Here is a 26459-nt window from a genome sequence, read left to right as displayed (position 1 = left end):
TGGTCATGCGCATCCCGTCGTCCTACCTCGTCCAGTTCCACGAGCCGGAGGGGTACCTGGACTTCGCCCGCTTCGGGCCGCCGTCGTTCGCCGTGGTGGACGCCTCCACGCGGCTGGTGGAGGCCTCGGTGTCGGCCGGGCCGTCCACGGTGGACGACCTGATGCGCCAGGAGCTGCGCGCGAAGGCCGCGGTGGCCCGGCTGTGCCGCGGCGACACCGACCACGTGACGCTGCTGCCGAACACGAGCACCGGCCTGTTCCAGACCGCGCTGGGGGTGACCGGCGAGGTGCTGGTGTCGTCGGGGGAGTTCCCGGCGAACACCTACCCGTGGGCGCGGTCGCCGTCGGTCGACGTGTCGTGGCTGCCGCCCGGCCCGGTGACGGCCGACGTGGTGCGGGAGGCGTTGACGCCCCGCACGACCGCCGTGTCCGTGAGCGCGGTGGACTTCCGCACCGGCTACCGGGCCGACTTGGCGGCGCTGCGCGAGGTGGTCGGCGATCGGCTGCTGGTCGTGGACGGCATCCAGGGCTTCGGGGTGGTCGACGAGCCGTGGGAAGTGGCCGACGTGCTGGTGGTCGGCGGGCAGAAGTGGCTGCGGGCGGGCTGGTCGACGGGGTTCATGACGCTGTCGGACCGGGCGCTGGGCAGGCTCGACCCGGTGCTGTCGGGCTGGACGGGCGCCGAGGACCCCGGGTTGTTCGACAACGGCATCCACCCGGTCGGCGAGGGGGCCGCGGGCTGGTCGATCACCAACCTGAGCCCGATCGCCTCGGGTGCGCTGGCGGCGGCGTTGGAGCTGGTCGAGGTGGCCGGGGTCGAGGCCATCCACGCGAGGATCGTTGAACGATCCGGCGAACTGGCCGAGGTGATCCGCGCGGCCGGCGGGGAGGTCGTGTCCGCGCCGGACCGCCGGGCGGGCATCCTCGCGTTCACGCTGCCCGAGCACGCGCCGTCGGTGATCGGCGCGGCGCTGGCGGACGCGGGCGTGGCGGCGACCGTGCGGCCGGAGCACGTCCGCCTGTCGCCGCACGCCTCCACGACGGCCGACACCGTCGCCCGCTTCGCCACCGCGTTGAAGGAGATCCGCAAGCCGGTCGTCGTCGAAGTGCCCGCGCCCGCTCCGGCGGTGACCTCCGAGGTGCTCACCGCGCTGATCCCGACGGTGAACAGCCTGGCCACCGCGTTGGGACCGGGCACCGAGGTCGTGCTGCACGACCTCGGCGCCCTGCCCAACTCGATCATCGCCATCGCGGGCGAGCTGACCGGCCGCAAGGTCGGCGGCCCGATGACCGACCTGCTGCTCGGCCTCGTCCGCCGCGGCACGACGCAGGACCTCGCCGGCTACGAGACCTACGCGCCGGACGGGCGGGTGATCCACTCGTCCACCGTGTTCCTGCGCGACGCCGACGGCGTGGCGGTCGGCTGCCTGTGCGTGAACAGCGACCCGGGCCCGGACCGGCGCCCGGAGCAGGCAGTGTCGGGTGCACCGGCGGTGGAGGCCTTCCCGGGTGACGTCGACACCCTCCAACGCCTCCTGGTCGAACGCGCCGTGACCGCCGTCGGCGTGCCCGTGGAGCTGATGAAGAAGTCGCACAAGTCCCAGGTGGTGCGGGTGCTCGACGAGGCGGGCCTCTTCCTGATCCGCGACTCGATCGACTACCTGGCCGGCGTGCTGGGCGTGACCCGGTACACGATCTACAACTACCTCAACGAGGTCAGGGGCTGACTGCCCTCGTGCACGGCCGCGTGGGCGGCGTCCCGCGCGGCGTTGGCGTCGTCGTCGGTCAGGGTGCGGGTCGGGTGGCGCAGGACCAGGCGCAGCAGCACGTTCTTCTGGTCCGGTCGCGCGCCCAGCCTCGCCACGGCCGCCGGCGGCAGGTCGGACACCGGGGTCTCGCCGACCACGGTGACCTCCTCCACCAGGTCGCCGACGGCGGCGCGCACGACGTCGCCGATCGTCTCGCCATCGGCGTCCGCGCCGACCGCGACGGAGATGTCCCGCATGACCGGCGGGTGCCTGGACACCGGCCGGTAGGGCGTGAGGTCCAGCATCTGGGCGGCCACGCGCGGGTCGTCCGAGGACAGCAGCCGGATGTCCGGGACGCCCTTGCGCAGCATCAGCAGCCGGTCGAGGCCGACGCCCAGCGCCAGGCCGTGCACGTCGTCGGGCAGCCACGCCCGGCGCAGGACGTGCCGGGCCGCCAGGCCGCACTCGGCGACCTCCAGCCACTCGCCGTCCACCAGCACGTCCACCTGCCGTCCCGCCGTGGTGTACGGGTGGGTCGCGGGCGTCGTCCGGTACCGCAGACCGGGCACGGCGGTGGTGATCACGGCGTCGATCAACTCGTCCAGGTCGGCCCGGTGGTGGGAGATCCGCCACAGGTCGAGCTGGTGCGGCGTGCCCGAGTGCACCCGGTCGACCGCGTCGCGGCGGTACACCATCCCCACGCACGCCAGCAGCACGTCGTCCCAGCCGTCCTGCGTGCCGAGCAGCCGCAACGCGGGCGGCACCATGGCCGTGGTGTGGCTGCGCAGCATGCGGTTCTCGCCGGTGTAGCGCGTGTAGCGGGCGTCGCGGGTGACGGCGTCGGGCGGGTAGCCCAGCGCGGTGTAGTTGTCGTCGACCGACACCTCCGGGTGGTCGCGCAGCACGCGCGGCTCACCCGGCAGGGCGGCGAGGACGTCGTCGACCAGCAGTTGCATGGCGTGCGGCCCGTAGGTGGGGTCGCTGAGGTCGCGAGGCACGGCGGGTGGTCCCTTCGGAGGTGGTGGACGTCGGCTGGAGGGGAATCCCCCGAGCCGGTCCGCCACCGGGACCGCGTGAACTAGCGCACGCCGCAGGCCCCAGCGACCGGGTCTCCCGGCCGGGGGCGGCTAAATCGGCGCGTCACGTTTTCCACGATAGCCCGCGCGTGCCGCATGATGCACGCATGTTGTCGAGCAAGGGCGAGGACTTCCGCGCGTTCTGGACCGAGCGCCACCTGTGCACGCTGACCACGATCCGCCCCGACGGCACGCCGCACGTGGTGCCGGTCGGCGTCACGCTGGACGTGGAGACGGCCACCGCCAGGGTGATCACCTCGGGTGACTCGCACAAGGCGCGGCGGATCCTGGCCGCCGGCGGCGCTCCCGTGGCGGTGTGCCAAGTGGACGGACGTCGGTGGTCGACGCTGGAGGGGCACGCGGTCGTCCGCCGCGAGCCGGAGGTGGTCAGGGACGCCGAGCGGCGGTACGCCGACCGCTACCGCACGCCCCGGCCCAACCCGCGGCGCGTGGTGATCGAGATCGCCGTCACCCGCGTGCTGGGGACGGTGTGAGCGTCACGGTCGTCGGCATCGGCGCCGACGGCTGGGCCGGGCTGCCGGACGCGTCGCGGCACGAGATCGCGTCGTGCGAGGTGCTGATGGGCAGCGCCCGGCAGCTCGACCTGGTGCCGGGGGAGTTCGAGCGGGTGCCGTGGCCGTCGCCGTTGCTGCCCGCGCTGCCGGGGCTGCTGGCCCGGCACGCCGGGCGGCGGGTCGGCGTGCTGGCCAGCGGCGACCCGATGTTCCACGGCATCGGCGCCACCGTGGTGCGGCTGCTGGGCGCCGAACGGGTCCGCGTCGTGCCGCACCCGTCGTCGGTGTCGCTGGCGTGCGCGCGCCTGGGGTGGGCGTTGCACGACGTGGCCGTGGTGAGCCTGGTCGGCAAGCCCGCCGCGCTCGTCGTGCCGCACCTGCACCCCGGACGGCGCGTGCTCGTGCTCGGCGGGAACCCGCGCGAGGTCGCGGCCCTGGCCCCGGACGCGCGGCTGACCGTGCTGGAGCAGCTGGGCGGGCCGGGGGAGCGGGTGCACCACTCGCTCGACGACGCCGACCCGTTGCACGTGCTCGCGGTCGAGTGCGGCGCGGACGGCGCGTCGCTGACGCCGGGCCGGCCGGACGAGGAGTACGAGCACGACGGGCAGTTGACCAAGCGCGAGGTGCGGGCGGTGACGCTGGCGCTGCTCGCGCCGCGCCCCGGCGAGCTGCTGTGGGACGTGGGCGCGGGTGCGGGCAGCATCGCCGTCGAGTGGTGCCGGACCCACCCGGGCTGCCGGGCCATCGCGGTGGAGCGGCACCCCGAGCGGGCCGCGCGCATCACCCGCAACGCGACCAAGTGGGGCGTGCCGGGCATCGAGGTCGTCGTCGGCTCGTCGCCGGGCGTGCTCGACCTGGAGGCGCCTGACGCGGTGTTCATCGGCGGCGGCCTCACCGCCGAGGGCGTGGTCGAGCGCTGCTGGGACGCCGTCAAGCCCGGCGGGCGGTTGGTGGCCAACGCCGTGACGCTGGAGTCGGAGGCAGTGCTGACCCGGTGGCACGGCAGGCTGGGCGGCGACCTGAGCCGGATCGAGGTGAGCCGGGCGACCGCGATCGGCGGCTTCACCGGCTGGCGCCCGCAGATGCCCGTGACCACCTGGCTAGTGACCAAGGAGCGTTCGTGACCGTCCACTTCATCGGCGCCGGGCCCGGCGCGGCCGACCTGCTCACCCTGCGCGCGGCGCGGCTCATCGCCGAGTCGCCGGTCTGCCTGTACGCGGGCGCGCTGGTGCCGGCCGAGGTGCTGGAGCACTGCCCGCCCGGCGCGCGCCTGGTCGACACCGCGAACCTGGACCTCGACGAGATCACGACCGAGCTCGCCGCCGCGCACGCCGCCGACCAGGACGTGGCCCGCCTGCACTCCGGCGACCCGTCGGTGTTCAGCGCGATGGCCGAGCAGATGCGCCGGCTGGACGCCCTGGGCATCGCCTACGACGTGACGCCGGGCGTGCCCGCCTTCGCCGCAGCCGCCGCGTCGCTGAACCGCGAGCTGACCGTGCCGGGCGTCGGGCAGACGGTGATCCTGACCCGCACCGCGGCCCGCGCCACCGCGATGCCGCCGGGGGAGGACCTGCTGACGCTCGGCCGCCCCGGCGCCACGATCGTGCTGCACCTGGCCGTGCAGCGGATCCTGGAGGTGGTCGCCGATTTGCTGCCGAACTACGGCGCGGACTGCCCGGTCGCCGTCGTCGCCCGTGCCGGCCGCGACGACGAGCTGGTGTTGCGCGGCACCCTGGCCGACATCGCCGACCAGGTGCGCGCGGCGGGCGTGAAGCGCACCGCCGTCATCGTCGTGGGCCGGGTGCTGACCGCCGAGGGCTTCCCGGACAGCCACCTCTACTCGACCACCCGCAGCCGGTCGTGACGGGGTCAGGCCCGGCCGACGACGGCGCCCGCGCGGTCGATCACGATCACGTCCACGGTGACCGGGGCGCCGCGCAGCACGTCGTCCGCCGTCGCCTTGGCGCGTTCGGCCACCAGGTCGCCCAGCGGCACCCCCGCCGCCTGGCACACCTGCAACGCGCCGAGCGCCGTGTTCGCTTCGAGGACGGCCGAGGCGAGCGCCGGGTCGGCCACGAGCGACGCCAGGAAGCCCAGGTTCACCTGCGACCGCCCCGAGTGCAGGTCCAGGTGCCCGTCCGCCAGCTTGGACAGCTTCCCGATCCCGCCCGCCACGGTCAGCCGGCGCACGGGGTGGCGGCGCAGGTACTTCAGCACCGCGCCGGCGAAGTCGCCCATGTCCAGCAACGCGTCCTCCGGCAGCCCGTGCAGCGCCGCCGCGACCTTCTCCGACGTGCTCCCGGTGCACCCGGCCACGTGCTCGTAGCCCTGCGCCCGCGCCACGTCGATGCCCCGCCGGATGCTGTCGATCCACGCCGAGCACGAGTACGGCACCACGATCCCCGTCGTGCCCAGGATCGACAGCCCGCCCAGGATCCCCAGCCGCGGGTTCCAGGTCTTGCGCGCCAACTCCTCGCCGTGCTCGACCGAGATCGACACGACCACGTCGCCGCTGCCGCCGTGCTCGGCCGCGACCCGCGCGACGTGCTCGCGCATCAGCTGCCGCGGCACGGGGTTGATCGCCGGCTCGCCGACCGCCAGCGGCAGGCCGGGCTTGGTCACCGTGCCGACACCGGGCCCCGCCTCGAACACCACGCCGCTGCCCGGCGCGCCGTGCCGGACGGTGGACCCGACCAGCGCGAGGTGCGTGACGTCCGGGTCGTCGCCCGCGTCCTTCACGATCGCGGCGAACGCCCGGCCCTCGCCCAACTCCTCGCGGGCCAGCGCGAACGACGGCGTCTGACCCTTCGGCAGCACGATCCCGACCGGGTCGGGGAACTCGCCGGTGAGCAACGCCGTGTACGCCGCCGTGGTCGCGGCGGTGGCGCAGGCGCCGGTGGTCCAGCCGAAGCGCAGGTTCGTGCTCACGACGACAGGATGCAACAGCCGTGAGGACCGTGCTGGTGCTGGGTGGCACGGGCGAGGCCCGCGCGCTGGCCGCCGCGCTCACCGGCACCCGCGTGATCTCGTCGCTGGCCGGCCGGGTGGCCGACCCGAAGCTGCCCGCCGGCGAGGTCCGGATCGGCGGCTTCGGCGGCGTGGACGGGCTCGTGGCCTACCTGCGGGCCGAACGCGTGGACGCCGTCGTCGACGCCACGCACCCGTTCGCCGACCGCATCACCGCCAACGCCCTCGCCGCCACCACCGCGACCGGCACGCCGTTCCTCGTGCTGCGCCGCCCCGGCTGGCCGCCGGAGGACGACTGGCATTACGTGGACAGCGTCGCCGAAGCCGCCGCGCTCGTCGCCGGCCGCCGCGCGTTCATCACCACCGGCCGCCAGGAGCTGGCCGCGTTCACCAGCGGTGTCGCGCGCACCGTCGACCCGCCCGACCCGCCGAACCCGCACGTGCACCTCGTGCTGGACCGCGGACCGTACACAGTGGACGGTGAACTGGCGCTCCTGCGCGAGCACCGGATCGAAGTCCTGGTCACCAAGGACAGCGGCGGTCCGATGACGGCGGCCAAGCTGACCGCGGCCCGTCACCTCGGCATCCCCGTCGTCGTCGTGCGCCGACCACCGCCGCCACCGGCGCCGCTGGTGGAGACGGTGGCCGAGGCCGTCGACTGGCTCACCCGGGGTAGCGGCGCGGCGTGAACACCGTGCCGCGCGCGCTGACCCGCGTCTGCGAGGACCCGACCAGCAACAGGCACCGCATGTCCACGGTGGACGCGTCCAGGTCCGCCAACCGCACCACCCGCACGGACTCCTCCGGCCCGCCGACGTCGCGCCCGACGACCACCGGCGTGTCGGGGGAGCGGTGCCGCAGCAGCGCGTCCCGCGCCTTGTCCACCTGCCACGTGCGGCTGCGCGAGGCCGGGTTGTAGATCGCCAGCACGAGGTCGGCCCTCGCCGCCGCCTCCAGCCGCTCCTCGATCACGTCCCACGGCTTGAGCCGGTCGGACAACGACACCACGCAGTAGTCGTGCCCCAGCGGCGCGCCGACCCGGCTCGCCACCGCGTGCGCCGCGGTCAACCCCGGCAGCACCGTCACCGGCACGTCCGCGAACTGCTCCTCGGTCGCCACCTCCAGCACCGCGCTGGCCATCGCGAACACGCCCGGGTCGCCCGACGACACCACCGCGACCCGCCGCCCGCGCTTGGCCAGGTCCAGCGCGAACGCCGCCCGCTCGGCCTCCACCTTGTTGTCCGACGCGTGCCGCCGCTGCCGCGGGTTCACCGGCACCCGGTTCAGGTAGGTCACGTAGCCGACCAGGTCGTCGGCCTCCGCCAGCGCCCGCCGCGCCTCCGGCGTCAACCACTCCGGCCCGGCCGGGCCGAGCCCGACCACCACCACCCGGCCCTCGGGCGCCGGCCGCGCCGCGGGCTTGCTCGGCAGCAACGCCAACGAGAAGTACGGCACGCCCTCGGCGTCCACTTCGGACAGCGGCGCGGTCCGCTGCGCGCCGGTCGTCGCCCGCTCCACGTACCAGGCCTCGTCCAACCGCCCCGCGCGCGCCAACGCCTCCCGCACCTGCGGGAACGTCCGCCCCAGCTTCATGATCGCGACCGGGTCGCCGCCGGCCAGGTGCTCCACCAGCGCGTCCGCCGACAACGTCCCCGGCAGCACGGTCAGCACCTCGTCCCGCTCCACGAGCGGGCGGCCGATCACCGCCGCGCCCGCGCTCACCGACGTCACGCCGGGCACGACCTCGGCCTCGTACCGGTGCGCCAGCCGCTTGTGCAGGTGCATGTAGGAGCCGTAGAAGAACGGGTCGCCGGCCGCCAGCACCACCACCGTGCGCCCGGCGTCCAGGTGCGCGGCCAACCGCGCCGCGCACTCCTCGTAGAACGCGTCGATCTCGCCCTGGTAGTCGTCGGAGTCCTCGGTCGTGACGGGGTAGACCAGCTGCTCCTCGACCTGCCCCTCCCGCAGGTACGGCGCGGCGATCCGGCGCGCGACGCTGCGCCCGTGCCGCGCGCTGTGGAAGACGACCACGTCCGCCTCGCCGATCAGCCGCGCCGCCTTGACGGTCACCAGCTCCGGGTCGCCCGGACCCACCCCGACCCCGTACAGCTTGCCCGTCATTCTTCCTCGCTCGCGATCGCGTTGAGCGCCGCCGCGGTCATGGCGCTGCCGCCACGCCGACCGCGCACGACCAGGTGCTCCAACCCCAGGTCGTTGTCCGCCAACGCGTCCTTCGACTCGGCCGCGCCGATGAACCCCACCGGCACCCCCAGCACGGCGGCGGGCCGGGGCGCGCCCGCCGCGATCATGTCCAGCAGGTGGAACAACGCGGTCGGCGCGTTGCCGATGGCGACCACCGCGCCGTCCAGCCGGTCGCGCCACAGCTCCAACGCCGCCGCGCTGCGCGTGGTGCCCAGCTCCGCCGCCAGGTCCGGCACGCGCGGGTCGCCCAACGTGCACACGACCTCGTTGTCCGCGGGCAGCCGACGCCGCGTCACGCCCGCCGCGACCATCTGCGCGTCGCAGAGGATCGGCGCACCGGCCACCAGCGCCGCCCGCGCGTCGCGCACCACGTGGGGCGAGAAGTCGACGTCCGCGACCAGGTCGACCATCCCGCAAGCGTGGATCATGCGCACCACCACCCGGGACACGTCCGACGGGAAGCGCGCCAGGTCTGCCTCGGCGCGGATGGTGGCGAAGGAGCGGCGGTAGATCTCCGCGCCGTCCTTGACGTAGCTGGTCAATTGATCTCCTCGTACCCGTCGCCGGTCGCGACGAACTCCACCACGTCGCCGGCCGGCCTGCCGCACCGGCGTGCGCAGCCCGACCAGTGCACCCGGCCCGGCGTGGACCGGGTGTCGAGCCAGCGGGTCGCGTCGGCGCGCACGTCGGCCAGCGACTTGGCGCAGCCCGGCCGCCCGGTGCACGCGCTGACGCCGTGCCACGGGGAGTCCGGCGAGGTGAACAGGCCGCCGGTGTCGCTCCCGGCCGGCAGCACCACGCTGCGCCACGGCGTGAGCCGGACCGGCACGCCGGCCAGCAGCCGTGCGTCCCAGCGCCCGAACGGCACGCCCGCCACGACCGCGGAACCGTGCGGCCCCGGTGCGACGGGCGTCACATCCGGCTCGATCCGGACGTCACCCGGAACGCCCAACGCCGCCGTGATCTTCCGCACACCGCCGTCCACTTCGGACAGCCGCCACGCGTCGCCGCGGAGCTCGCCGAACAGCCGCGCGGCGGTCACCACGGCCGCGACCGGATCGGCCACGCGCAGCCCTGAATCGTGGCCTGCCAGGAACAACGCGTCGCCGACCAGCCCGACGTCACCTCCCAGGCCGCTGACCGCGCCACCCACCGTGACCAGGAAACGCCCTGGCAGGGACGCCAGCTCCGGCACGGCCAGCAACGCCGCGTCGATCTCGTCGACCAGCGCCTGGTTGTCGTCCAACGGCGCGGCGACGATGTTCCGCATCCGCTCGTGGCTCATCGAGGGCAGCAGGCCGACGTCGCGCAACCGCGCGCCCAGCTCGTGCTCCGCCCCCGGCGCCAAGCCCCTGATCTGCAGGTTCGCCCGCGAGGTCAACTCCAGGACGCCGTCGCCCAGCTCGATCGCGGCGGACCGGAGCACGTCGACCTGCCCGGCGTCCAACGTCCCGCCGGGCACCCGCACGCGCGCCAGCCCGCCGTCGGCGGCCCGGTGCACGTCGACCGCGCCGGGGCAGGCGTCCGGGTGAGTTCGATCCGTGGGCATGGACTGGATGCTAACTGCCGTTAGGGTGACCTCCGAACGGCGAAGCAGCAGGAGGAAGCCGGTGTGAATCCGGCGCGGTCCCGCCACTGTGACCGGGGGAGGCCCCGGAAGTCAGGAACTCCGCTCGCCGTACCCACGACCGGGGCGAGGACCCCCGAGGGATGGAGCCCGCACGTGATCCTGCTGTTGTCGACCTCCGACACGGACCTGCTGTCCGCCCGCGCGAGTGGCGCCGACTACCGCCTGGCCAACCCCGCCCGCACCGCCGTCGACGACCTGCCGGCCCTGGTGGAGGGCGTCGACCTGGTGGTCGTGCGCATCCTCGGCGGGCGCCGGATGTGGGAGGAGGGGCTCGACCGGCTGCTCGCCTCGGGCCTGCCGGTCGTCGTGCTGGGCGGTGAGCAGAACCCCGACGCGCCGCTGATGGAGCTGTCGACCGTGCCCGGCGGGGTCTGCGCCGAGGCGCACGCCTACCTGGCGCACGGCGGCGCGGCGAACCTCGCCCAGCTGCACCACTTCCTGTCCGACACGGTGCTGCTCACCGGCCACGGCTTCGCGCCGCCCGCACCGACGCCCACCTGGGGCGTGCTCGAACGGCAGGACGCGGGCGAGGGCCCGACCATCGCCGTCCTGTACTACCGCGCCCACCACGTGGCCGGGAACACGGCGTTCGTGCACGCGCTGTGCGACGCGATCGTGGCCAAGGGCGGCCGTCCGCTGCCGGTCTTCTGCGCCTCGCTGCGCACCGCCGAGCCGGAGCTGCTGGCCGTGCTCGGCCAGGCCGACGCCCTGGTGGTGACCGTGCTCGCGGCCGGCGGCACCAAGCCCGCCTCCGCGTCCGCCGGCGGTGATGACGAGGCGTGGGACGTGGGCGCGCTGGCCGCCCTCGACGTGCCGGTGCTGCAGGCCCTGTGCCTGACCACGAGCCGGGCCGCGTGGGACGGCAACGACGACGGGCTGTCCCCTTTGGACACCGCCACCCAGGTCGCGATCCCGGAGTTCGACGGCCGGATCATCACGGTGCCGTTCTCGTTCAAGGAGGTCGACGAGGACGGCCTCACGGTCTACGTCGCCGACGACGAGCGCGCGGCGCGGGTCGCGGGCATCGCCGTGCGCCACGGCCGGCTGCGCCACGTGCAGCCGGCCGAACGGCGCATCGCGGTGATGCTGTCGGCCTACCCGACCAAGCACTCCCGCATCGGCAACGCGGTCGGCCTGGACACGCCGGCCAGCGTCGTGCGGCTGCTCACCGCCATGGCGGAGCACGGCTACGACATCGGCGACGAGCTGCCGGGCGTGGCCGACCTCGACGGCGACGCGCTGATCCACGCCCTCATCGCGGCCGGCGGCCAGGACGCCGACTGGCTCACCGAGGAGCAGCTCCAGGGCAACCCCGTGCGGCTGCCGGCGGCCCGCTACCGGCAGTGGTACGCCACCCTGCCCGAGGACACCCGCGAGGAGATGGAGCGGCACTGGGGCGAGGCGCCCGGCGAGCTGTTCGTGGACCGGTCGCGGGACCCCGACGGCGAGATCGTGCTGGCCGCCCTGCGCTCCGGCAACGTCGTGGTCATGGTCCAGCCGCCGCGCGGCTTCGGCGAGAACCCCATCGCCATCTACCACGACCCGGACCTGCCGCCGAGCCACCACTACCTGGCCGCCTACCGCTGGCTGGAGGACGAGTTCGGCGCCGACGCCGTGGTGCACGTGGGCAAGCACGGCAACCTGGAGTGGCTGCCCGGCAAGACCGTCGGCCTGTCGGCGGGCTGCGGGCCCGACGCGGCGCTGGGCGACCTGCCGCTGATCTACCCGTTCCTGGTCAACGACCCGGGCGAGGGCACCCAGGCGAAGCGCCGGGCGCACGCCACCCTGGTCGACCACCTCGTGCCGCCGATGGCCAGGGCCGACAGCTACGGCGACATCGCCCGGCTGGAGCAGCTGCTGGACGAGCACGGCACCATCGCCGCCATGGACCCGGCCAAGCTGCCGGCGATCCGGGCCCAGATCTGGACCCTCATCCAGGCCGCCAAGCTCGACCACGACCTCGGCCTGGCCGACCGGCCGGAGGACGACGGGTTCGACGAGCTGATCCTGCACGTCGACGGCTGGCTGTGCGAGATCAAGGACGTCCAGATCCGCGACGGCCTGCACGTGCTGGGCCAGGCGCCCACCGGCGGGACCAGGGTGAACCTGGTGCTGTCGATCCTGCAGGCCAAGCAGATGTGGGCGGGCCGGGTCGCCGCCCTGCCCGGCCTGCGCGAGGCGCTGGGCCTGAGCGAGTCCGGCGACGACCGGACCGCCACCGACCGGGTCGAGGAACAGGCCCGCGCGCTCGTCCAGGCGATGGAAGACGCCAATTGGGACGTGAACGCGGCCCGGACGCTCACCGACGACGAGGACGTGGCGCGGATCCTGGAGTTCGCCGCGCTGGAGGTCGTGCCCCGGCTGGCCCGCACCACCGACGAGCTGGCGAACGTGCTGCACGCCCTGGACGGCGGGTACGTGCCGGCCGGTCCGAGCGGCTCGCCGCTGCGCGGCCTGGTGAACGTGCTGCCGACCGGCCGCAACTTCTACTCGGTCGACCCCAAGGCGGTGCCGTCCCGGCTGGCCTGGGAGACCGGCCAGGCCATGGCCGACTCGCTGCTGGAGCGCTACCGCGCCGACACGGGGGAGTGGCCGCCGTCGGTCGGCCTGTCGGTCTGGGGCACGAGCGCGATGCGCACCGCGGGTGACGACATCGCCGAGGTGCTGGCCCTGCTGGGCGTGCGGCCCGAATGGGACGAGCAGTCCCGCCGGGTGACCGGACTGGAAGTGATCCCGCTCGCCGAGCTGAACCGGCCGCGAATCGACGTCACGGTCCGGATCAGCGGTTTCTTCCGCGACGCGTTCCCCCACGTCGTGGCACTGATCGACGACGCGGTGCGACTGGTCGCGAACTTGGACGAGTCGGCCTCGGACAACTACGTCCGGGCGCACGCCCAAGCCGATCTCGCGCAGCACAACGACCCGCGCCGGGCGACAATGCGGATCTTCGGCAGCAAACCCGGTGCGTACGGCGCCGGCCTCCTCCCGCTGATCGACAGCCGCAACTGGCGCGACGACGCCGACTTGGCCGAGGTGTACGCGGTGTGGGGCGGCTACGCCTACGGCCGCGAACTCGACGGCGTCGAAGCCCGGCCGGCGATGGAGAGCGCCTACAAGCGCATCGCGGTGGCGGCGAAGAACATCGACACGCGTGAACACGACATCGCCGATTCCGACGACTACTTCCAATATCACGGCGGAATGATCGCGACCGTGCGCGCGCTCACCGGAAAAGCGCCCGCCGCTTATGTCGGCGACAGCACGCGGCCCGATGCCGTGCGCACCAGAACGCTGAACGAGGAGACGAACCGGATCTTCCGCGCCCGCGTGGTGAACCCGAGGTGGTTGGCCGCGATGCGCGAGCACGGGTACAAGGGCGCGTTCGAACTCGCGGCCACCGTCGACTACCTGTTCGGCTACGACGCCACCACCGGCGTGGTCGCGGACTGGATGTACGAGCAGCTCGTGGCGAGCTACGTGCTGGACCCGGTGAACCGGGAGTTCCTGGCCCGGTCCAACCCGTGGGCGCTGCACGGCATGTCCGAACGGCTCCTGGAGGCGGCCGAGCGGGGTATGTGGGAGCACCCGGAGCCCGCGACGCTGGAAGCGCTGCGAAAGGCGTACCTGGAAACCGAGGGCGACCTGGAGGACGGCGGCTGAGCCTTCGGGCCGCCCGCCCGCGGTCCACGACGCCGTCTATAACGTCGCGGAAACGCGTCGATCATGAGGGGTACCCCTATATCCCCGGGCGCCGCGCGCGTGACGAAACACTTCGGTGAATCACTGGCCCGGAACGGACGTCCCGCCGCGCGCCGCGGGACGTCCGGCGGTGACTCGGCCGGCCGGTGACGCCACCCGGTCGGCCGACTCGCGCTACCCGTCCGGACGACTCGGCGCGCCACTCCCCGCGACTCGCCGTGGGGCGGTGCCGGACACGCGCGCACTTCCGGTGCAGACTGGTGGCGGGTGAGCGGGTTCGCGACTCGGGAATCTTTTCGGGCCGTTCGGCGCGGAGATGGACCGAGCGTGTCCGACCGGTCTACGAACAGTGCCTGAACGGACCACTGGGCCAGCGGCTAGCAGAATCGGTCCAGCAAGGCAAATGACGCAACGTCGGTAACAGCGCGGACACGGGAGCTTGACACAACTCCGTGGCGCGAACCACACTCCCCCAAAACCTGGGAGCGCTCCCAGAACGTTCACCGCCGATCAACTGAGGAGTTCTCGTGCGCTACCGTCGAGCAGGCTTGGCCAAAGTCCTGGCCTGCACCGCAGTGCTTGCCGCTGTCGCCACGGCCTGTGGCTCGGGAGGTTCCGGAGGGGCATCCGACGGCAAGGTCGAGCTGACCATCGCGACCTTCAACGAGTTCGGGTACGAGGAGCTCCTCAAGGAGTACGAAGCCGCGAACCCGAACGTCAAGGTCACGCAGCGCAAGACCGGCCAGGCCGCGCCGCACCACCAGAACCTGTTCACCAAGCTGGGCGCGGGTTCCGGCCTCGCCGACGTCGAGGCCGTCGAAGAGGGCTTCCTGAGCCAGGTCATGTCCAAGTCGGGCCAGTTCGAGAACCTCAAGGAGATCGGTCCGAAGGACGTCCGCGACGACCGCTGGCTGCAGTGGAAGGTCGACGCCGTCACGACCAAGGACAACAAGCTCATCGGCTACGGCACCGACATCGGCCCGCTGGCCATGTGCTACCGCAAGGACATGCTGGAGGCCGCCGGCCTGCCGGCCGACCCCGAGGGCGTCAAGGCCCTGTTCGCCACCTGGGACTCGTACTTCGAGGCCGGTGACAAGTACGTCAAGGCGACCGGCAAGCCGTGGTTCGACTCGGCCGCGCAGATCTTCAACCCGATGCACAACCAGGCCGAGACCGGCTACTTCGACCGCGACGACAAGCTCGTGATCGAGACCAACGACGACAAGAAGATCTGGGACCAGGTCACCGGCGCGGTCGCGCGCGGCCAGTCGGCCAAGCTCTCCGCGTGGAGCCCGGAGTGGCAGACCGGCTTCAAGGAGTCGGCGTTCGCCACCAAGACCTGCCCGTCCTGGATGCTGGGTGTCATCGAGGGCAACGCCGGTCCCGACCACAAGGGCAAGTGGGCCGTCACCGCGGCGTTCCCCGGCGGCGGCGGCAACTGGGGCGGCTCGTACCTGACCGTCCCGAAGCAGGGCAAGAACAAGGCCGAGGCCGCCAAGCTGGCCGCGTGGCTGACCGCGCCCGAGCAGCAGATCAAGGCGTTCAAGGCCAAGGGCACCTTCCCGAGCCAGACCGAGGGCCTGATCTCCCCCGAGCTGCTCAACCAGACCAGCGAGTACTTCGGTGGCGAGAAGGTCGGCATGCTGTTCGCCGAGCAGGCCAACAAGGTCGCGGCGGCCCAGTACAAGGGCCCGCAGGACGGTGAGATCCAGGACAACGTGGTCTCCCCGGCGCTGACCTCGGTCGAGCAGGGCACGTCGCCCGACGAGGCGTGGGCGAAGGTCGTCGAGGGAGCCAAGAAGGCTGCCAAGTAATGACGACCGAGCTTTCGGTCGCGCGCGGGCGGGGCGCCGAGCCCCGCCCGCCGCGGCGCGACGACAACGATGACATCGGCACGGGCAAGCTGAGCTGGCGCTACCGGTTGAACCGGCTGGACGTGAAGTTCTCGCCCTACCTGTACATCGCCCCGTTCTTCGTCCTGTTCGCGGTCGTGGGCCTGTTCCCGCTGCTCTACACGGCCTACATCTCCCTGTTCGAGTGGGAGCTCGGCGCGGACGAGCAGCCGTTCATCGGCGTCGAGAACTACACCAACCTGTTGGCCGACTCGCAGTTCTGGAACGCGATGGTCAACACGTTCAGCATCTTCGCGATCTCGACGATCCCGCAGGTCATCATCGCGGTGCTGCTGGCCGCGCTGCTCAACACCGCCCTGCGCGGGCGCACCGGCTGGCGCATGGGCGTGCTGCTGCCCTACGTGGCCAGCCTCGTCGCCCTGACCATCATCTTCGGCGACCTGTTCGGCGTGCAGTACGGCAGCGTCAACAACATCATCGAGCTGTTCGGCTTCGACCGGATCGACTGGCAGGCCGACCGCTGGTGGAGCCACGTGGCCATCGCCACCATGGTCAACTGGCGCTGGACCGGCTACAACGCCCTGATCGTGCTGGCCGCCATGCAGGCCATCCCGCGCGACGTCTACGAGGCGGCCTGGGTCGACGGCGCGAGCAAGGTGCGCCAGTTCGTCAGCATCACGCTGCCGATGCTGCGCCCCACCCTGATCTTCGTGATCGTCACGTCGACCATCGGCGGTCTGCAGATCTTCACCGAGCCGTTGCTGTTCTCGCCCTCGGCGGGCGCCAACGGCGGCGCGACCCACCAGTACCAGACGGTCGTGCTCTACATGTACCAAGCCGGCTTCCAGAGCCAGGACCTCGGCTACGCCTCGGCGATGGCCTGGATCCTGTTCATCGTCATCATCGCGATCGCGGGGATCAACTTCCTGCTCACCCGCAAGCTCGCGTCCAGTGGGGAGGCGTGATGGCCACCATCACCGATCGCCCGGCGCCGAGCGCGGCCGGGTCCAAGCCCGTCAAGCGGAGGCGCTCGAAGGCGGTGTCGCTCTCCGAGCGGCGCCCGAGCTTCGTCGTCTACGGGATCCTGATCGCCTTCATCCTGGGCTCGGCGTTCCCGTTCTACTGGTCGTTCCTGGTGGCCAGCCACGACGACGCGACCTTCACCAAGGACTCGCCGATGTTGCCGGGCGGGAACTTCTTCCAGAACGCGAGCCGCGTGCTGGACACGATCCCGTTCTGGAAGGCGCTGGGCAACAGCATCATCGTCTCCGGCACGGTCACGATCTCCGTCGTGGTGCTCTCGACGCTGGCCGGGTTCGCGTTCGCCAAGCTGCGGTTCAAGGGCCGCGGTCCGCTGATGGTGTTCGTGGTCGCCACGCTCGCCGTGCCCACGCAGCTCGGCATCATCCCGCTGTACATGGTGATGGCGGAGTACGGCTGGTCAGGCACCCTCGGCGCGGTCATCGTCCCCAACCTGGTGACCGCGTTCGGCGTGTTCTGGATGCGCCAGTACATCGCCGACGCCGTGCCGGACGAGCTGATCGAGGCGGCCCGCATGGACGGGTGCAGCATGATCCGCACGTTCTGGCACGTGTGCCTGCCCGCGGTGCGCCCGGCGGCCGCCATGCTGGGCATCTTCACGTTCATGATGTCGTGGAACGACTTCCTCTGGCCGCTGATCGTGCTCAACGCGGACAACCCGACGATGCAGGTCGCCCTGGAGAAGTTGCAGAGCGGCTACTACGTCGACAAAACGCTCGTGCTCGCCGGGACCACGATGGCCACGGTCCCGATTCTAATCGTCTTCCTCGTACTCGGTCGGCAGATCGTCGCCGGGATCATGCAGGGTGCTGTGAAGGGGTAGCTGTGGAGTCGATTTCCTTTCCCGAGGGATTCGTGTGGGGCGCCGCGACCGCGGCGTTCCAGATCGAAGGCGCGACCACCGCGGACGGTCGCACCGCGTCCATCTGGGACACGTTCTGCCAGCTTCCGGGCGCGGTCGTGGGCGGTGACACGGGTGATCCCGCGGCCGACCACTACTACCGCGTGGACGAGGACGTCCAGCTGATGGTCGACCTCGGGCTGCACGCCTACCGGTTCTCCACCGCGTGGCCGCGCATCCGCCCGGACGCCGGTCCGGTCAACCAGCCCGGCCTGGACTTCTACTCCCGGCTGGTCGACAAGCTGCTCGAGAACAACATCACCCCGTGGCTGACGCTCTACCACTGGGACCTCCCGCAGACGCTGGAGGACGAGGGCGGCTGGGCCAACCGCGACACCGCGTACCGCTTCGCGGAGTACGCCGAGTCGGTCGTCGGCGCCCTCGGCGACCGCGTGGACAACTGGACCACGCTCAACGAGCCGTGGTGCTCGTCGCTGCTCAGCTACGCCGCCGGCGTGCACGCGCCCGGCCGCCAGGAGCCGGAGGCCGCCGTCGCGGCCGTGCACCACCTGCTGCTGGCCCACGGCCTGGCCACCTCGGCGATCCGCGAGCAGGCGCCGAACGCCAAGATCGGCATCACGCTCAACATGTACCCGATCATCCCGGCGAACCCGGACGACCCGGCCGACCTCGACGCCGCCCGCCGGCTCGACGGCCTGCAGAACCGGATCTTCCTGGACCCGCTGTTCAAGGGCGAGTACCCGGCCGACATCGTGGAGGACCTGGAGCCGTACGGCTTCTCGAAGCACATCCGCGAGAACGACCTGGAGATCATCTCCGCGCCGCTGGACCAGCTGGGCGTCAACTACTACGCCGAGCACTTCGTGAGCGGCACGCCGGAGCCGGAGGTCGAGGTCCAGACCAACGGGCGTCGCCCGACCGGGTCACCCTGGGTGGGCGCCGAGCACGTGTCGTTCCCCAGCCGCGGCCTGCCGCGCACCGACATGGACTGGGAGGTGCAGCCGGACGGCCTGTTCAAGGTCCTCATGCGGGTGCACCAGGACTACCCCAGCATTCCGCTGTACGTCACCGAGAACGGCGCGGCCTACGTCGACTCCGTCAACGACGACGGGTCGATCAACGACCCCGAGCGCCTCGGTTACATCGAGTCGCACCTCAGGGCCGCGCACGCGGCCATCGAGGCGGGTGTCGACCTCCGCGGTTACTTCGCGTGGTCGCTCATGGACAACTTCGAATGGGCCGAGGGCTACGCCAAGCGGTTCGGGATCGTGCATGTCGACTACGAGACCCAGGTGCGGACGCCTAAGATGAGTGCCATGTGGTACTCACAGGTTGCCCGTGGCAACGTTCTCGCGGCGACGGTCGCTCCGTGACAGATGCCGTTGACCCGCCCAAGGCGCGACGACCCAACACCCGGCTCGAGGAGGTCGCTCGGGCAGCCGGGGTGTCGAAGTCGACCGTCTCCCGGGTGATCAACGGCGAGCCGTACGTCAGCTCCAGGGCGCGTGAAGCCGTCCACCAGGCCATCGGCAAGCTCGGGTACAGCCCGAACCAGGCGGCCCGGACGCTCGCGGGCAGCCGGGCGAACTGCATCGCCATGGTCGTGTCCGAGCAGGGCAGCCGGGTGCTGAACGACCCGTTCTTCGCCGGTGTGCTGCGCGGAGTGCACGCCGAGCTCGCGGGCAAGCGGGTCCAGCTCGTCCTCATGATGAGCAAGGAGGGCGACGAGCAGGACCTGGTGAACTACCTGTGCGGTGGCCACGTGGACGGCGTGCTGGTGATCAGCCTGCACGGCCAGGACCCGCTGCCCCGCACGCTCGCCGACGCGGGCCTGCCGACCGTGGTCTGCGGCAGGCCCCTCGGCGCCGGTGGAGTGCCCTATGTGGACTCGGACAACTTCAACGGCGCGATGGAAGCGGCTCGCTACCTGGTCGCGCGGGGTCACAAGCGCATCGGCACCATCGCGGGCCCCCGGGACATGGCGGTCGGCATGGACCGCCTGTCGGGCTGGAAGCGCGGCCTGAGCCAGGCCAGGGTCGACACCGGCCTGGTCGCGTACGGCGACTTCACGCCGGAGAGCGGCGCCGCGGCCATGGCCGACCTGCTCGAGCAGGCCCCGGACCTGGACGCGGTGTTCGTCGGCGCGGACATCATGGCGCTGGGCGCGTTGCAGACCCTGCACGCGCACGGCAAGAAGGTGCCCGAGGACGTCGCCGTGGTCGGGTTCGACGACCTGATGATCGCCTCGACCGCGGTGCCGCCGCTGACCACGATCCGGCAGGACGTGGAGCAGTTGGGCCGCACCATGACGTGGCGTCTCATGGCGGAGCTGGCCGGCGAGGAGAACCTCCCGCCGTTCCTGCTCCTCCCGACCTCGATGGTCACCCGTTCGAGCGCCTGAGTCGCTCTCGGAGGAACACTGCCGCGACCCGGGCCTTCGGTCCGGGTCGCGGTATTTCGAAGCGATTCGACGTCTCGTTCGACGCGTTCGACCCAATCCGGTGGGCCTGAGCGCACAGTTCACTCGGATGGCGTAGCCCCGACCCTTGCCGTGAGTCGATCAGCCTGGCTACGGTCCAATCCTGCCCGATCTGGGAGCGCTCCCAGAACTGGTAACCCGGACGGCCTCCCGCGCGCCCGGACCGCACGACCTCCAGTACCCCGACTTCCAGCCAGGGGGGAGGCGGATCCCTCTCGCCCACCGCCTCCTCCCACCCCGCGCGAAGGAGCGCAGCACCGATGGCCCGTCGCACCCCGTTCACGGCGGCAGCCCCGCCGGGCCCGGTGGGAGTCGCGGGCCGTCGTGCCGGGAACCACCCCGACGCCACCTCGACCGCGAACCCGGTCGGGGCCGGTGCGTTCGGACAGGTCGGGCGGGTCCGGCCGATCACCAGCGCGCCGGTCACGGCCGCGCCGGTCACGAATGGGGGAGTGGAGTCATGAAGCGCCTTCTCGCGTTGACCACCGCGGCCGTCGCCGCGCTCGGTGTGGTGCTGGTGACCGCCGCGGCGAGTCCCGCGTCCTCGCCGCCGCTGTCCGCCTCGGGCATCGTGCAGCCGCACGACTGGCGCAACGTGGAGATCGCGGGCGGCGGGTTCGTGCCGGGCATCGTGTTCAGCCCCGCGGAGAAGGACCTGGTCTACGCGCGCACCGACATCGGCGGCGCCTACCGGTGGAACCAGGCCACCGGCCGCTGGGTCCCGCTGCTGGACTGGGTCGGCTGGGACAAGTGGGGCTACAACGGCGTGGCGAGCATCGCGCCGGACCCGAAGAACGCCGACAAGGTGTACGCGGCCGTGGGCATGTACACCAACAGCTGGGACCCGAACAACGGCGCGATCCTGCGCTCCTCGGACCGCGGCGCCACGTGGCAGCGCACCGAGCTGCCGTTCAAGGTCGGCGGCAACATGCCGGGTCGCGGCATGGGTGAGCGGCTGTCGGTCGACCCGAACGACGGGCGGGTGCTGTACTTCGGCGCGCCGAGCGGCAAGGGCCTGTGGCGCAGCGCGGACAGCGGCGTGACCTGGGCGCAGGTGACGAGCTTCCCCAACCCGGGCAACTACGTCGCCGACCCGAACGACCCCAACGGCTACTCCAACGACATCCAGGGCGTGGTCTGGGTGACCTACGACCCGCGCTCCTCGACCGCGGGCAGCCCGTCCAGGACGATCTACGTCGGCGTGGCCGACAAGGAGAACACGGTCTACCGCAGCACGGACGCGGGCGCGACCTGGACCCGGCTGGCCGGCCAGCCCACCGGCTACCTCGCCCACCAGGGCGAGCTGGACGCCGAGGGCGGCTTCCTCTACCTGGCCACCAGCGACACCGGCGGCCCGTACGACGGCGGCAAGGGCGACGTGTGGAAGTACGACACCGCCACCGGCGCGTGGACGCGGATCAGCCCGGTCCCGTCCACCAGCTCCGACGCCTACTTCGGCTACAGCGGCCTGACCATCGACCGGCAGAGCCCGGACACGCTCATGGTCGCCACCCAGATCTCCTGGTGGCCGGACGTCATCATCTTCCGCAGCACTGACGGCGGCGCGACGTGGACGCGGGCGTGGGACTTCACGAGCTACCCCGAGCGCAGCTTCCGCTACACCATGGACATCGGCTCCTCGCCGTGGCTGAGCTGGGGCGCGAACCCGCAGCCGCCGGAGACCTCGCCGAAGCTCGGCTGGATGGTGGAGTCGCTGGAGATCGACCCGTTCGACTCCAACCGGATGATGTACGGCACCGGCGCCACCATCTACGGCACGACGGACCTGCTCAAGTGGGACGACGGCGGAAAGATCACGATCAAGCCGACCGCCGCGGGGCTGGAGGAGACCGCGGTGCTCGACCTGATCAGCCCGCCCACCGGCGCGCCGCTGATCAGCGGCCTCGGCGACATCGGCGGGTTCCGGCACACCGACATCACCAAGGTGCCGCCGCTGATGTTCCAGCAGCCCAACTTCACCACGACCACCAGCCTGGACTACGCGGAGAAGAACCCGTCGGTGATCGTCCGCTCCGGCAACGTGGACGGCTCGCCGCACGTGGCGTTCTCCACCGACGGCGGCGCGAACTGGTTCGCGGGCTCCGAACCGGGCGGCGTCACCGGCGGCGGCACGGTCGCGGCGTCGGCGGACGGCTCGCGGTTCGTGTGGAGCCCGGCCGGCGCGGCCGTGCACCACTCGGTGGGCTTCGGCACCACCTGGGCGCCGTCCACCGGCATCCCGGCGGGGGCCGTCGTCGAGTCGGACCGGGTGAACCCCAACAAGTTCTACGGCCTGGCCGGCGGCCGGCTCTACGCCAGCACCGACGGCGGCGCGACGTTCACCGTGGGGCCCGAGGTGGCGGCGACCAGGCTCAAGGCCGTGCCGGGCCACGAGGGCGACCTCTGGCTGACCGGCGACGGCTTGTTCCGGTCCACCGACTCCGGCGCCACGGTCCGGAAGAACAAGTGGGTCACCAAGGCGGTCAGCGTCGGGTTCGGCAAGGCCGCCGAGGGCAAGACCTACCCGGCCATGTACACCGTGCTGGCCTTCGAGGACGGCCGCCTGGGCGTCTACCGGATGGAGGGCTTCGGCTTCGACGGCCTGGCCGCGGGCTTCGTGCACATCAACACCGGGGCGAACCAGCAGTACGGCAACATGGGCGAGGCGATCACCGGTGACCCGCGCGTCTACGGGCGCGTCTACCTGGGCACCAACGGCCGCGGCATCCTCGTCGCCGACCCGGCCGGGAACATCTCGACCACCGAGCCGTTCCCCACCACGACCACCACGATCCCGAACACCACGTCGAGCACCACCTCCGGGACGACCACGGTCACCGACCAGCCGCCACCCGGCTGCTCGGTGCAGTACCGGGTCTCCTCCCAGTGGGGAGGTGGCTTCACCGGATCGGTGAGGATCACCAACCGGGACACCAGGGCCGTCACGGGCTGGAACCTGGGCTGGTCGTTCGCGAACGGCCAGAAGATCACCAACAGTTGGAACGGCAAGGCGTCGCAGACCGGCGCCGCCGTGACCGTGAGCAACGAGGGCTGGAACGGGACCATCGCGGCGGGAAGCACGGTGGAATTCGGATTCCAGGCGAGCTGGCAGGGCAGCAACGTCGCACCCACCGGCTTCACGCTGAACGGCAGGCCCTGCCTCGCAGGGTGACGCCGTCGACTACCGCAGCCCTCGTTTGGCCTGGCGGCGCAGCTGCATTATCCGGGCTGCGCCGACCAGGGCCACCAGGATCGCGCCGGCGATCGCCGCGAACAGCAGTGCCACGCCCAGCGGCAGCGTGCCCGCCGCGCCCAAGAAGTGGATCGTGGCGTCGGCGAGGTTCTGCAGGATGAACACCAGCAGCACGATCAGCACCACGATCGACGCCAGCACGGCGACCCACGTGCCGCTGATCCTGGTCGGCTTCAGCTTGGCCTGCGGCCCGGCCTTCCGCTCCGGCACGTCGGTCACCGAGGGCTCGACCGCGCCCGGTCCGGGCTGACCCGCCGGCGGCGGACCGCCCGGGATCTGGCTCGTCGGCGGCGCCTGGGTGCGGTCGTCGTCACGCGGAGTGGTCACGCGGTGATTATCTGCCCGCCCGCGCCGGCCCGCCAATCAACCGCACGGGCGGCGGTACTCCAGCGCGCCGACGTAGAGCTGCCACTCCTCCTGGGTGATGGGTGCGGTGACGCCGGCGCACATCTCGCGCACCGCCGTGTCGAAGTCGAACTCCCACGCGCGCGTCGTGCCGTTGGACTTCGAGGTCACCACCCTGGTCGCGGTGTCGTCGAACCGCACCGCGTAGACGCCTTCGGTGACCCCGTTGATCCGGCCGCGCCCCGAGGTCCGCCGCGGGTCCGACACGTCCCACAGCGCGACCACGTCCTGCGTGCCGACCGTGGCGAGCGCGTCACCGGACCTGTCGAAGCCGAGCGCCTGCACCGCGCCCCGGTGCGCCCGGCCGGACCACAGCTCCGCGGGCTTGGCCCGGTCGGTCACGTCGTACAGCCGGACCTCGCCCTTCGCGGTGCCGTACGCCAGCGTGCGGTGGTCGTGCGACACGGCGACCGCGGTGACGTCCCGCGCGGTGTCCAGCCGCGTGACCGGCTTCGGGCTCTTCGGGTCGGACACGTCCCACAGCCGGATCACGCCCATGACGTCGAAGGTGATGACGTCGCGGCCGTCCGGGCTGTAGGCGACGCCGACGACCTGGTTCGGGTGGTCGGTCAGGCGTGCCACCTCGACCGGCTCGGCCGGGTCCGACCAGTCCCACACCGCGACACCGGACGGCTCCGACACGGTGACCAGCGTGCGGGCGCGGGCTGGGTCCAACACGATCCGGTCGACCCGGGGGTCGAAGGTGTGCACGATCTCCGGGGTCAGGTCGGTGACGTCCCAGACCTTCGCGGGCCCGTCCACCAGCGTCGTGGCGAACGCCTGGCCGGCGTGGTTCACGGCGATCGAGGTCACGGTCTCGTTCGCCGGCCCGAGCACCCGGGTGGGCGTCTGCTGCTCGCCGTCCGGGCTGCGGGCCAGGGCCGAGGCGAAGGCGGCGCGCGCGGCTTCGTTGAGCTCGCTGCTCGCCCGCGCGCTGAGCACGCCGTCCCGCGTCTCGTCGTTCGGGTTGAGGCGGTGGGCGACCAGGGCGAGCTGGTCGGCGAGCTCCGAGGCGCTGCTGCGCAGGCTCTGCGACTGGTTGGCCACGTACCAGGCGGCCGAGGAGTTCCAGCCCGCCGCGGCCTCCTTCTGCGCGCTGATCGCGATCACCACGGCGGTGCCGGCGAGCACGAGCAGCACGGCCAGCAGCGCCACGAGCTGGCGCAGCCTGCGGGTGTGCCGCTGCGTGACCAGCCGTTCCCGGTCGCGCGCCTGGAGGCTCTCGGCCAGGAAGTCGCGCTCTTGCGCGCTGGTGCGCACGCCGTCGCGCCGCGTCCACTCGACCGCGGTGTCCAGCCGCGTGCCCCGGTACAGCGCGTCCGGGTCGCGGCCGAGCGACTCCCAGGTGGCCGCGGCCTCGGTGAGCCGGCGCATGGTGCGCAGCCCTTCCCGGTCCTCGGCCAGCCAGCCGCGCAGCCGCGGCCAGGAGCGGATCAGCGCCTCGTGCGCGATCTCCACGCTGTCGCGGTCCAGGGTGAGCAGCCGGGCGTGGGCGAGCCGGTCGAGCACCACGTCCACGTCCACGTCGTGGTCGAGCTCGGCGCGCGGCAGCCGGCGCTTGGTGTCCTCGGTGCCGTCGCCGAGCGCGGTGAGCCGCAGGAACACCTGCCGCGCCACCGCGCGCTGGTGCCGTTCCAGGGACGTGTAGGTGCGTTCGGCGGTCTGGGCGATGGCGTGCTGGACGCCGCCCGCGGCCTCGTAGCCGGCCAGCGTCAACGTGGTGCCGCGCCGTCGCCGCCACGTCTCCAGCAGCGCGTGCGACATCAGCGGCAGCACGCCCGCCTGACCGGTGGCGTCCGCGATGAGCCGGGACACCAGCGCCGTCTCCACCGTGCACGACGCCTTCACGGCGGGCTGCATGATCACCTGGCGCAGTTCCTCGGCGCCCATCGGCCCGAGCAGCAGCTGGGCGTCGGCCAGCGCCTCGACCAGCGCCGGGTGCTGCGCGCAGTGACCGTAGAAGTCGGCCCGCACGCCGACCACGACCTTGCACCGGGCGGCCAGCAGCGCGTCGACGTAAGCGGTGCGCCGGTCGGCGTCCGGCCACAGCGTGAAGACCTCTTCGAACTGGTCGACGATGAGCAGGTCGGCGTCCAGGTCCGGGTCGGCGGTCTCGCTCGGTGCGGTGACCACGACCCGGCCGGCCACCCTCGGCACCAGGCCGGCGCGCAGCAGGGACGACTTGCCCGCGCCCGACGCGCCGAACACCGCGATGAACCGGCGGTGCGCCAGGCGCTGCTCCAGGTCGTCCAGCAGGTGGTCGCGGCCGAAGAACCACTCGGCGTCCTCGGTGCCGTAGGCGGCCAGGCCCGCGTACGGCGGGTGGCCCTCGTCGGGGGCGGGGTCGGAGCTGGGCAGGACCTCGGCGGCGACCTGCCGCCACCGGTCCTCCCACTCGGCCACGTCGCCCTCGCAGGCGCGCACGTAGGCCAGCGTCACCGCGAGCGTGGGCAGCCTGCGCCCGCCCGCCGCGTCGGACAACGTGGTCGCCGAGTAGTGGGCGCGCGCGCCCAACTGCCGGTAGCTGTGCCCGCCCGCCTTGTCCCGCAACGACCTCAGGTCGGCGGCGAACTTCAGCAGCGGGCTGTCACCGACGTCCAACGGGCGTTCTCCGCGCGGCAACCGGTCCACCCCCCTGGCAGTCTCACCACGATTGTCCGCAGTGACAAACGTGCCGTCCAGGCTGTCATGCGAGGTCCCGCGGCGCGCCCGCTTCGGGGGACTGCATT

General features: G+C 72.3%; 19 protein-coding genes and 1 riboswitch. Of the genes, 12 read left to right on the top strand and 7 right to left on the bottom strand.

Annotation, left to right across the window (positions count from 1 at the left end; all coding sequences use genetic code 11):
- The first annotated feature begins 5 nt into the window (after positions 1 to 5).
- The gene (locus AB0I91_RS00225; protein ID WP_499614184.1) at positions 6 to 1727 is read left to right on the top strand and encodes an aminotransferase class V-fold PLP-dependent enzyme; all 1722 of its coding nucleotides are present in this window, start codon (positions 6 to 8) and stop codon (positions 1725 to 1727) included.
- On the opposite strand, the gene srmL is transcribed toward AB0I91_RS00225, so the two are convergent.
- Positions 1703 to 2746 carry a PheS-related mystery ligase SrmL gene (gene srmL / locus AB0I91_RS00220; protein WP_499614117.1) on the bottom strand — a complete coding sequence of 348 codons (1044 nt, stop codon included), beginning with the start codon at positions 2744 to 2746 and terminating at the stop codon, positions 1703 to 1705. The genes AB0I91_RS00225 and srmL overlap by 25 nt on opposite strands.
- 185 nt (positions 2747 to 2931) lie before the next feature.
- Here srmL and AB0I91_RS00215 point away from each other — a divergent pair, with 185 nt between their 5' ends.
- From AB0I91_RS00215 to cobM, 3 genes are read left to right on the top strand one after another with little or no spacing between them, the layout of a single operon-like run.
- Positions 2932 to 3318 (top strand): pyridoxamine 5'-phosphate oxidase family protein, encoded by a 387-nt coding sequence (locus AB0I91_RS00215; RefSeq protein ID WP_498772623.1) that lies wholly within the window; start codon positions 2932 to 2934, stop codon positions 3316 to 3318.
- Positions 3315 to 4463, top strand: coding sequence for a precorrin-6y C5,15-methyltransferase (decarboxylating) subunit CbiE (cbiE, locus tag AB0I91_RS00210; protein WP_499634343.1), 1149 nt, complete (start codon positions 3315 to 3317; stop codon positions 4461 to 4463). Before AB0I91_RS00215 ends, cbiE begins: the two co-directional genes overlap by 4 nt.
- Entirely contained in the window at positions 4460 to 5203 is a 744-nt protein-coding gene (cobM, locus tag AB0I91_RS00205) for a precorrin-4 C(11)-methyltransferase (protein WP_499614111.1), read from the top strand. The genes cbiE and cobM overlap by 4 nt, the downstream gene beginning before the upstream one ends.
- Positions 5204 to 5208: 5 nt before the next feature.
- Here the strand turns inward: cobM and AB0I91_RS00200 are convergent, their stop codons facing one another.
- A complete protein-coding gene (locus tag AB0I91_RS00200) occupies positions 5209 to 6267 on the bottom strand; it encodes a cobalt-precorrin-5B (C(1))-methyltransferase (RefSeq protein ID WP_498772629.1) in 1059 nt (352 codons plus the stop codon).
- A gap of 20 nt (positions 6268 to 6287) precedes the next feature.
- Here AB0I91_RS00200 and AB0I91_RS00195 point away from each other — a divergent pair, with 20 nt between their 5' ends.
- Complete coding sequence (locus tag AB0I91_RS00195; protein ID WP_499634339.1) at positions 6288 to 6995, top strand: cobalt-precorrin-6A reductase; 708 nt, start codon at positions 6288 to 6290, stop codon at positions 6993 to 6995.
- On the opposite strand, the gene AB0I91_RS00190 is transcribed toward AB0I91_RS00195, so the two are convergent.
- From AB0I91_RS00190 to AB0I91_RS00180, 3 genes are read right to left on the bottom strand one after another with little or no spacing between them, the layout of a single operon-like run.
- Positions 6970 to 8427: a precorrin-2 C(20)-methyltransferase gene (locus tag AB0I91_RS00190; protein ID WP_498772633.1), complete on the bottom strand. Its 1458-nt coding sequence runs from the start codon at positions 8425 to 8427 to the stop codon at positions 6970 to 6972. The genes AB0I91_RS00195 and AB0I91_RS00190 overlap by 26 nt on opposite strands.
- Positions 8424 to 9050: a precorrin-8X methylmutase gene (locus AB0I91_RS00185; protein ID WP_498772635.1), complete on the bottom strand. Its 627-nt coding sequence runs from the start codon at positions 9048 to 9050 to the stop codon at positions 8424 to 8426. Before AB0I91_RS00185 ends, AB0I91_RS00190 begins: the two co-directional genes overlap by 4 nt.
- Positions 9047 to 10057 (bottom strand): ferredoxin-like domain-containing protein, encoded by a 1011-nt coding sequence (locus AB0I91_RS00180; protein WP_499634336.1) that lies wholly within the window; start codon positions 10055 to 10057, stop codon positions 9047 to 9049. Before AB0I91_RS00180 ends, AB0I91_RS00185 begins: the two co-directional genes overlap by 4 nt.
- Before the next feature lie 11 nt (positions 10058 to 10068).
- Positions 10069 to 10198, top strand: a riboswitch (cobalamin riboswitch).
- Between the two features lie 33 nt (positions 10199 to 10231).
- Between AB0I91_RS00180 and cobN the strand changes: the two genes are divergently transcribed.
- From cobN to AB0I91_RS00145, 7 genes are all read left to right on the top strand, one after another.
- Positions 10232 to 13798 carry a cobaltochelatase subunit CobN gene (gene cobN, locus AB0I91_RS00175; RefSeq protein WP_498772639.1) on the top strand — a complete coding sequence of 1189 codons (3567 nt, stop codon included), beginning with the start codon at positions 10232 to 10234 and terminating at the stop codon, positions 13796 to 13798.
- A 566-nt stretch (positions 13799 to 14364) separates the two neighbouring features.
- Positions 14365 to 15651 (top strand): ABC transporter substrate-binding protein, encoded by a 1287-nt coding sequence (locus tag AB0I91_RS00170; RefSeq protein ID WP_498772641.1) that lies wholly within the window; start codon positions 14365 to 14367, stop codon positions 15649 to 15651.
- Positions 15651 to 16655 carry a carbohydrate ABC transporter permease gene (locus AB0I91_RS00165; RefSeq protein ID WP_498772643.1) on the top strand — a complete coding sequence of 335 codons (1005 nt, stop codon included), beginning with the start codon at positions 15651 to 15653 and terminating at the stop codon, positions 16653 to 16655. The genes AB0I91_RS00170 and AB0I91_RS00165 overlap by 1 nt, the downstream gene beginning before the upstream one ends.
- The gene (locus AB0I91_RS00160) at positions 16655 to 17554 is read left to right on the top strand and encodes a carbohydrate ABC transporter permease (RefSeq protein ID WP_498772645.1); all 900 of its coding nucleotides are present in this window, start codon (positions 16655 to 16657) and stop codon (positions 17552 to 17554) included. The genes AB0I91_RS00165 and AB0I91_RS00160 overlap by 1 nt, the downstream gene beginning before the upstream one ends.
- Before the next feature lie 11 nt (positions 17555 to 17565).
- The gene (locus tag AB0I91_RS00155; protein ID WP_498772821.1) at positions 17566 to 18966 is read left to right on the top strand and encodes a GH1 family beta-glucosidase; all 1401 of its coding nucleotides are present in this window, start codon (positions 17566 to 17568) and stop codon (positions 18964 to 18966) included.
- Entirely contained in the window at positions 18963 to 19994 is a 1032-nt protein-coding gene (locus AB0I91_RS00150) for a LacI family DNA-binding transcriptional regulator (protein ID WP_498772647.1), read from the top strand. Before AB0I91_RS00155 ends, AB0I91_RS00150 begins: the two co-directional genes overlap by 4 nt.
- Before the next feature lie 538 nt (positions 19995 to 20532).
- On the top strand, positions 20533 to 23244 hold the full coding sequence (locus AB0I91_RS00145) for a cellulose binding domain-containing protein (protein ID WP_499634332.1): 2712 nt from the start codon (positions 20533 to 20535) through the stop codon (positions 23242 to 23244).
- A 9-nt stretch (positions 23245 to 23253) separates the two neighbouring features.
- Here AB0I91_RS00145 and AB0I91_RS00140 read toward each other — a convergent pair whose 3' ends face one another.
- Both AB0I91_RS00140 and AB0I91_RS00135 read right to left on the bottom strand, forming a co-directional pair.
- Positions 23254 to 23601 carry a LapA family protein gene (locus AB0I91_RS00140; protein ID WP_498772823.1) on the bottom strand — a complete coding sequence of 116 codons (348 nt, stop codon included), beginning with the start codon at positions 23599 to 23601 and terminating at the stop codon, positions 23254 to 23256.
- Positions 23602 to 23688: 87 nt separating this feature from the next.
- Entirely contained in the window at positions 23689 to 26331 is a 2643-nt protein-coding gene (locus AB0I91_RS00135; protein WP_499634329.1) for an nSTAND1 domain-containing NTPase, read from the bottom strand.
- Positions 26332 to 26459 lie beyond the last annotated feature (128 nt).

This window comes from Actinosynnema sp. NPDC049800 (assembly GCF_040656635.1).
In the GTDB taxonomy this organism is placed as follows: domain Bacteria; phylum Actinomycetota; class Actinomycetes; order Mycobacteriales; family Pseudonocardiaceae; genus Actinosynnema.
Note: the sequence above shows the minus strand (reverse complement) of the source record. Positions and strands in the feature narration are given on the sequence as shown.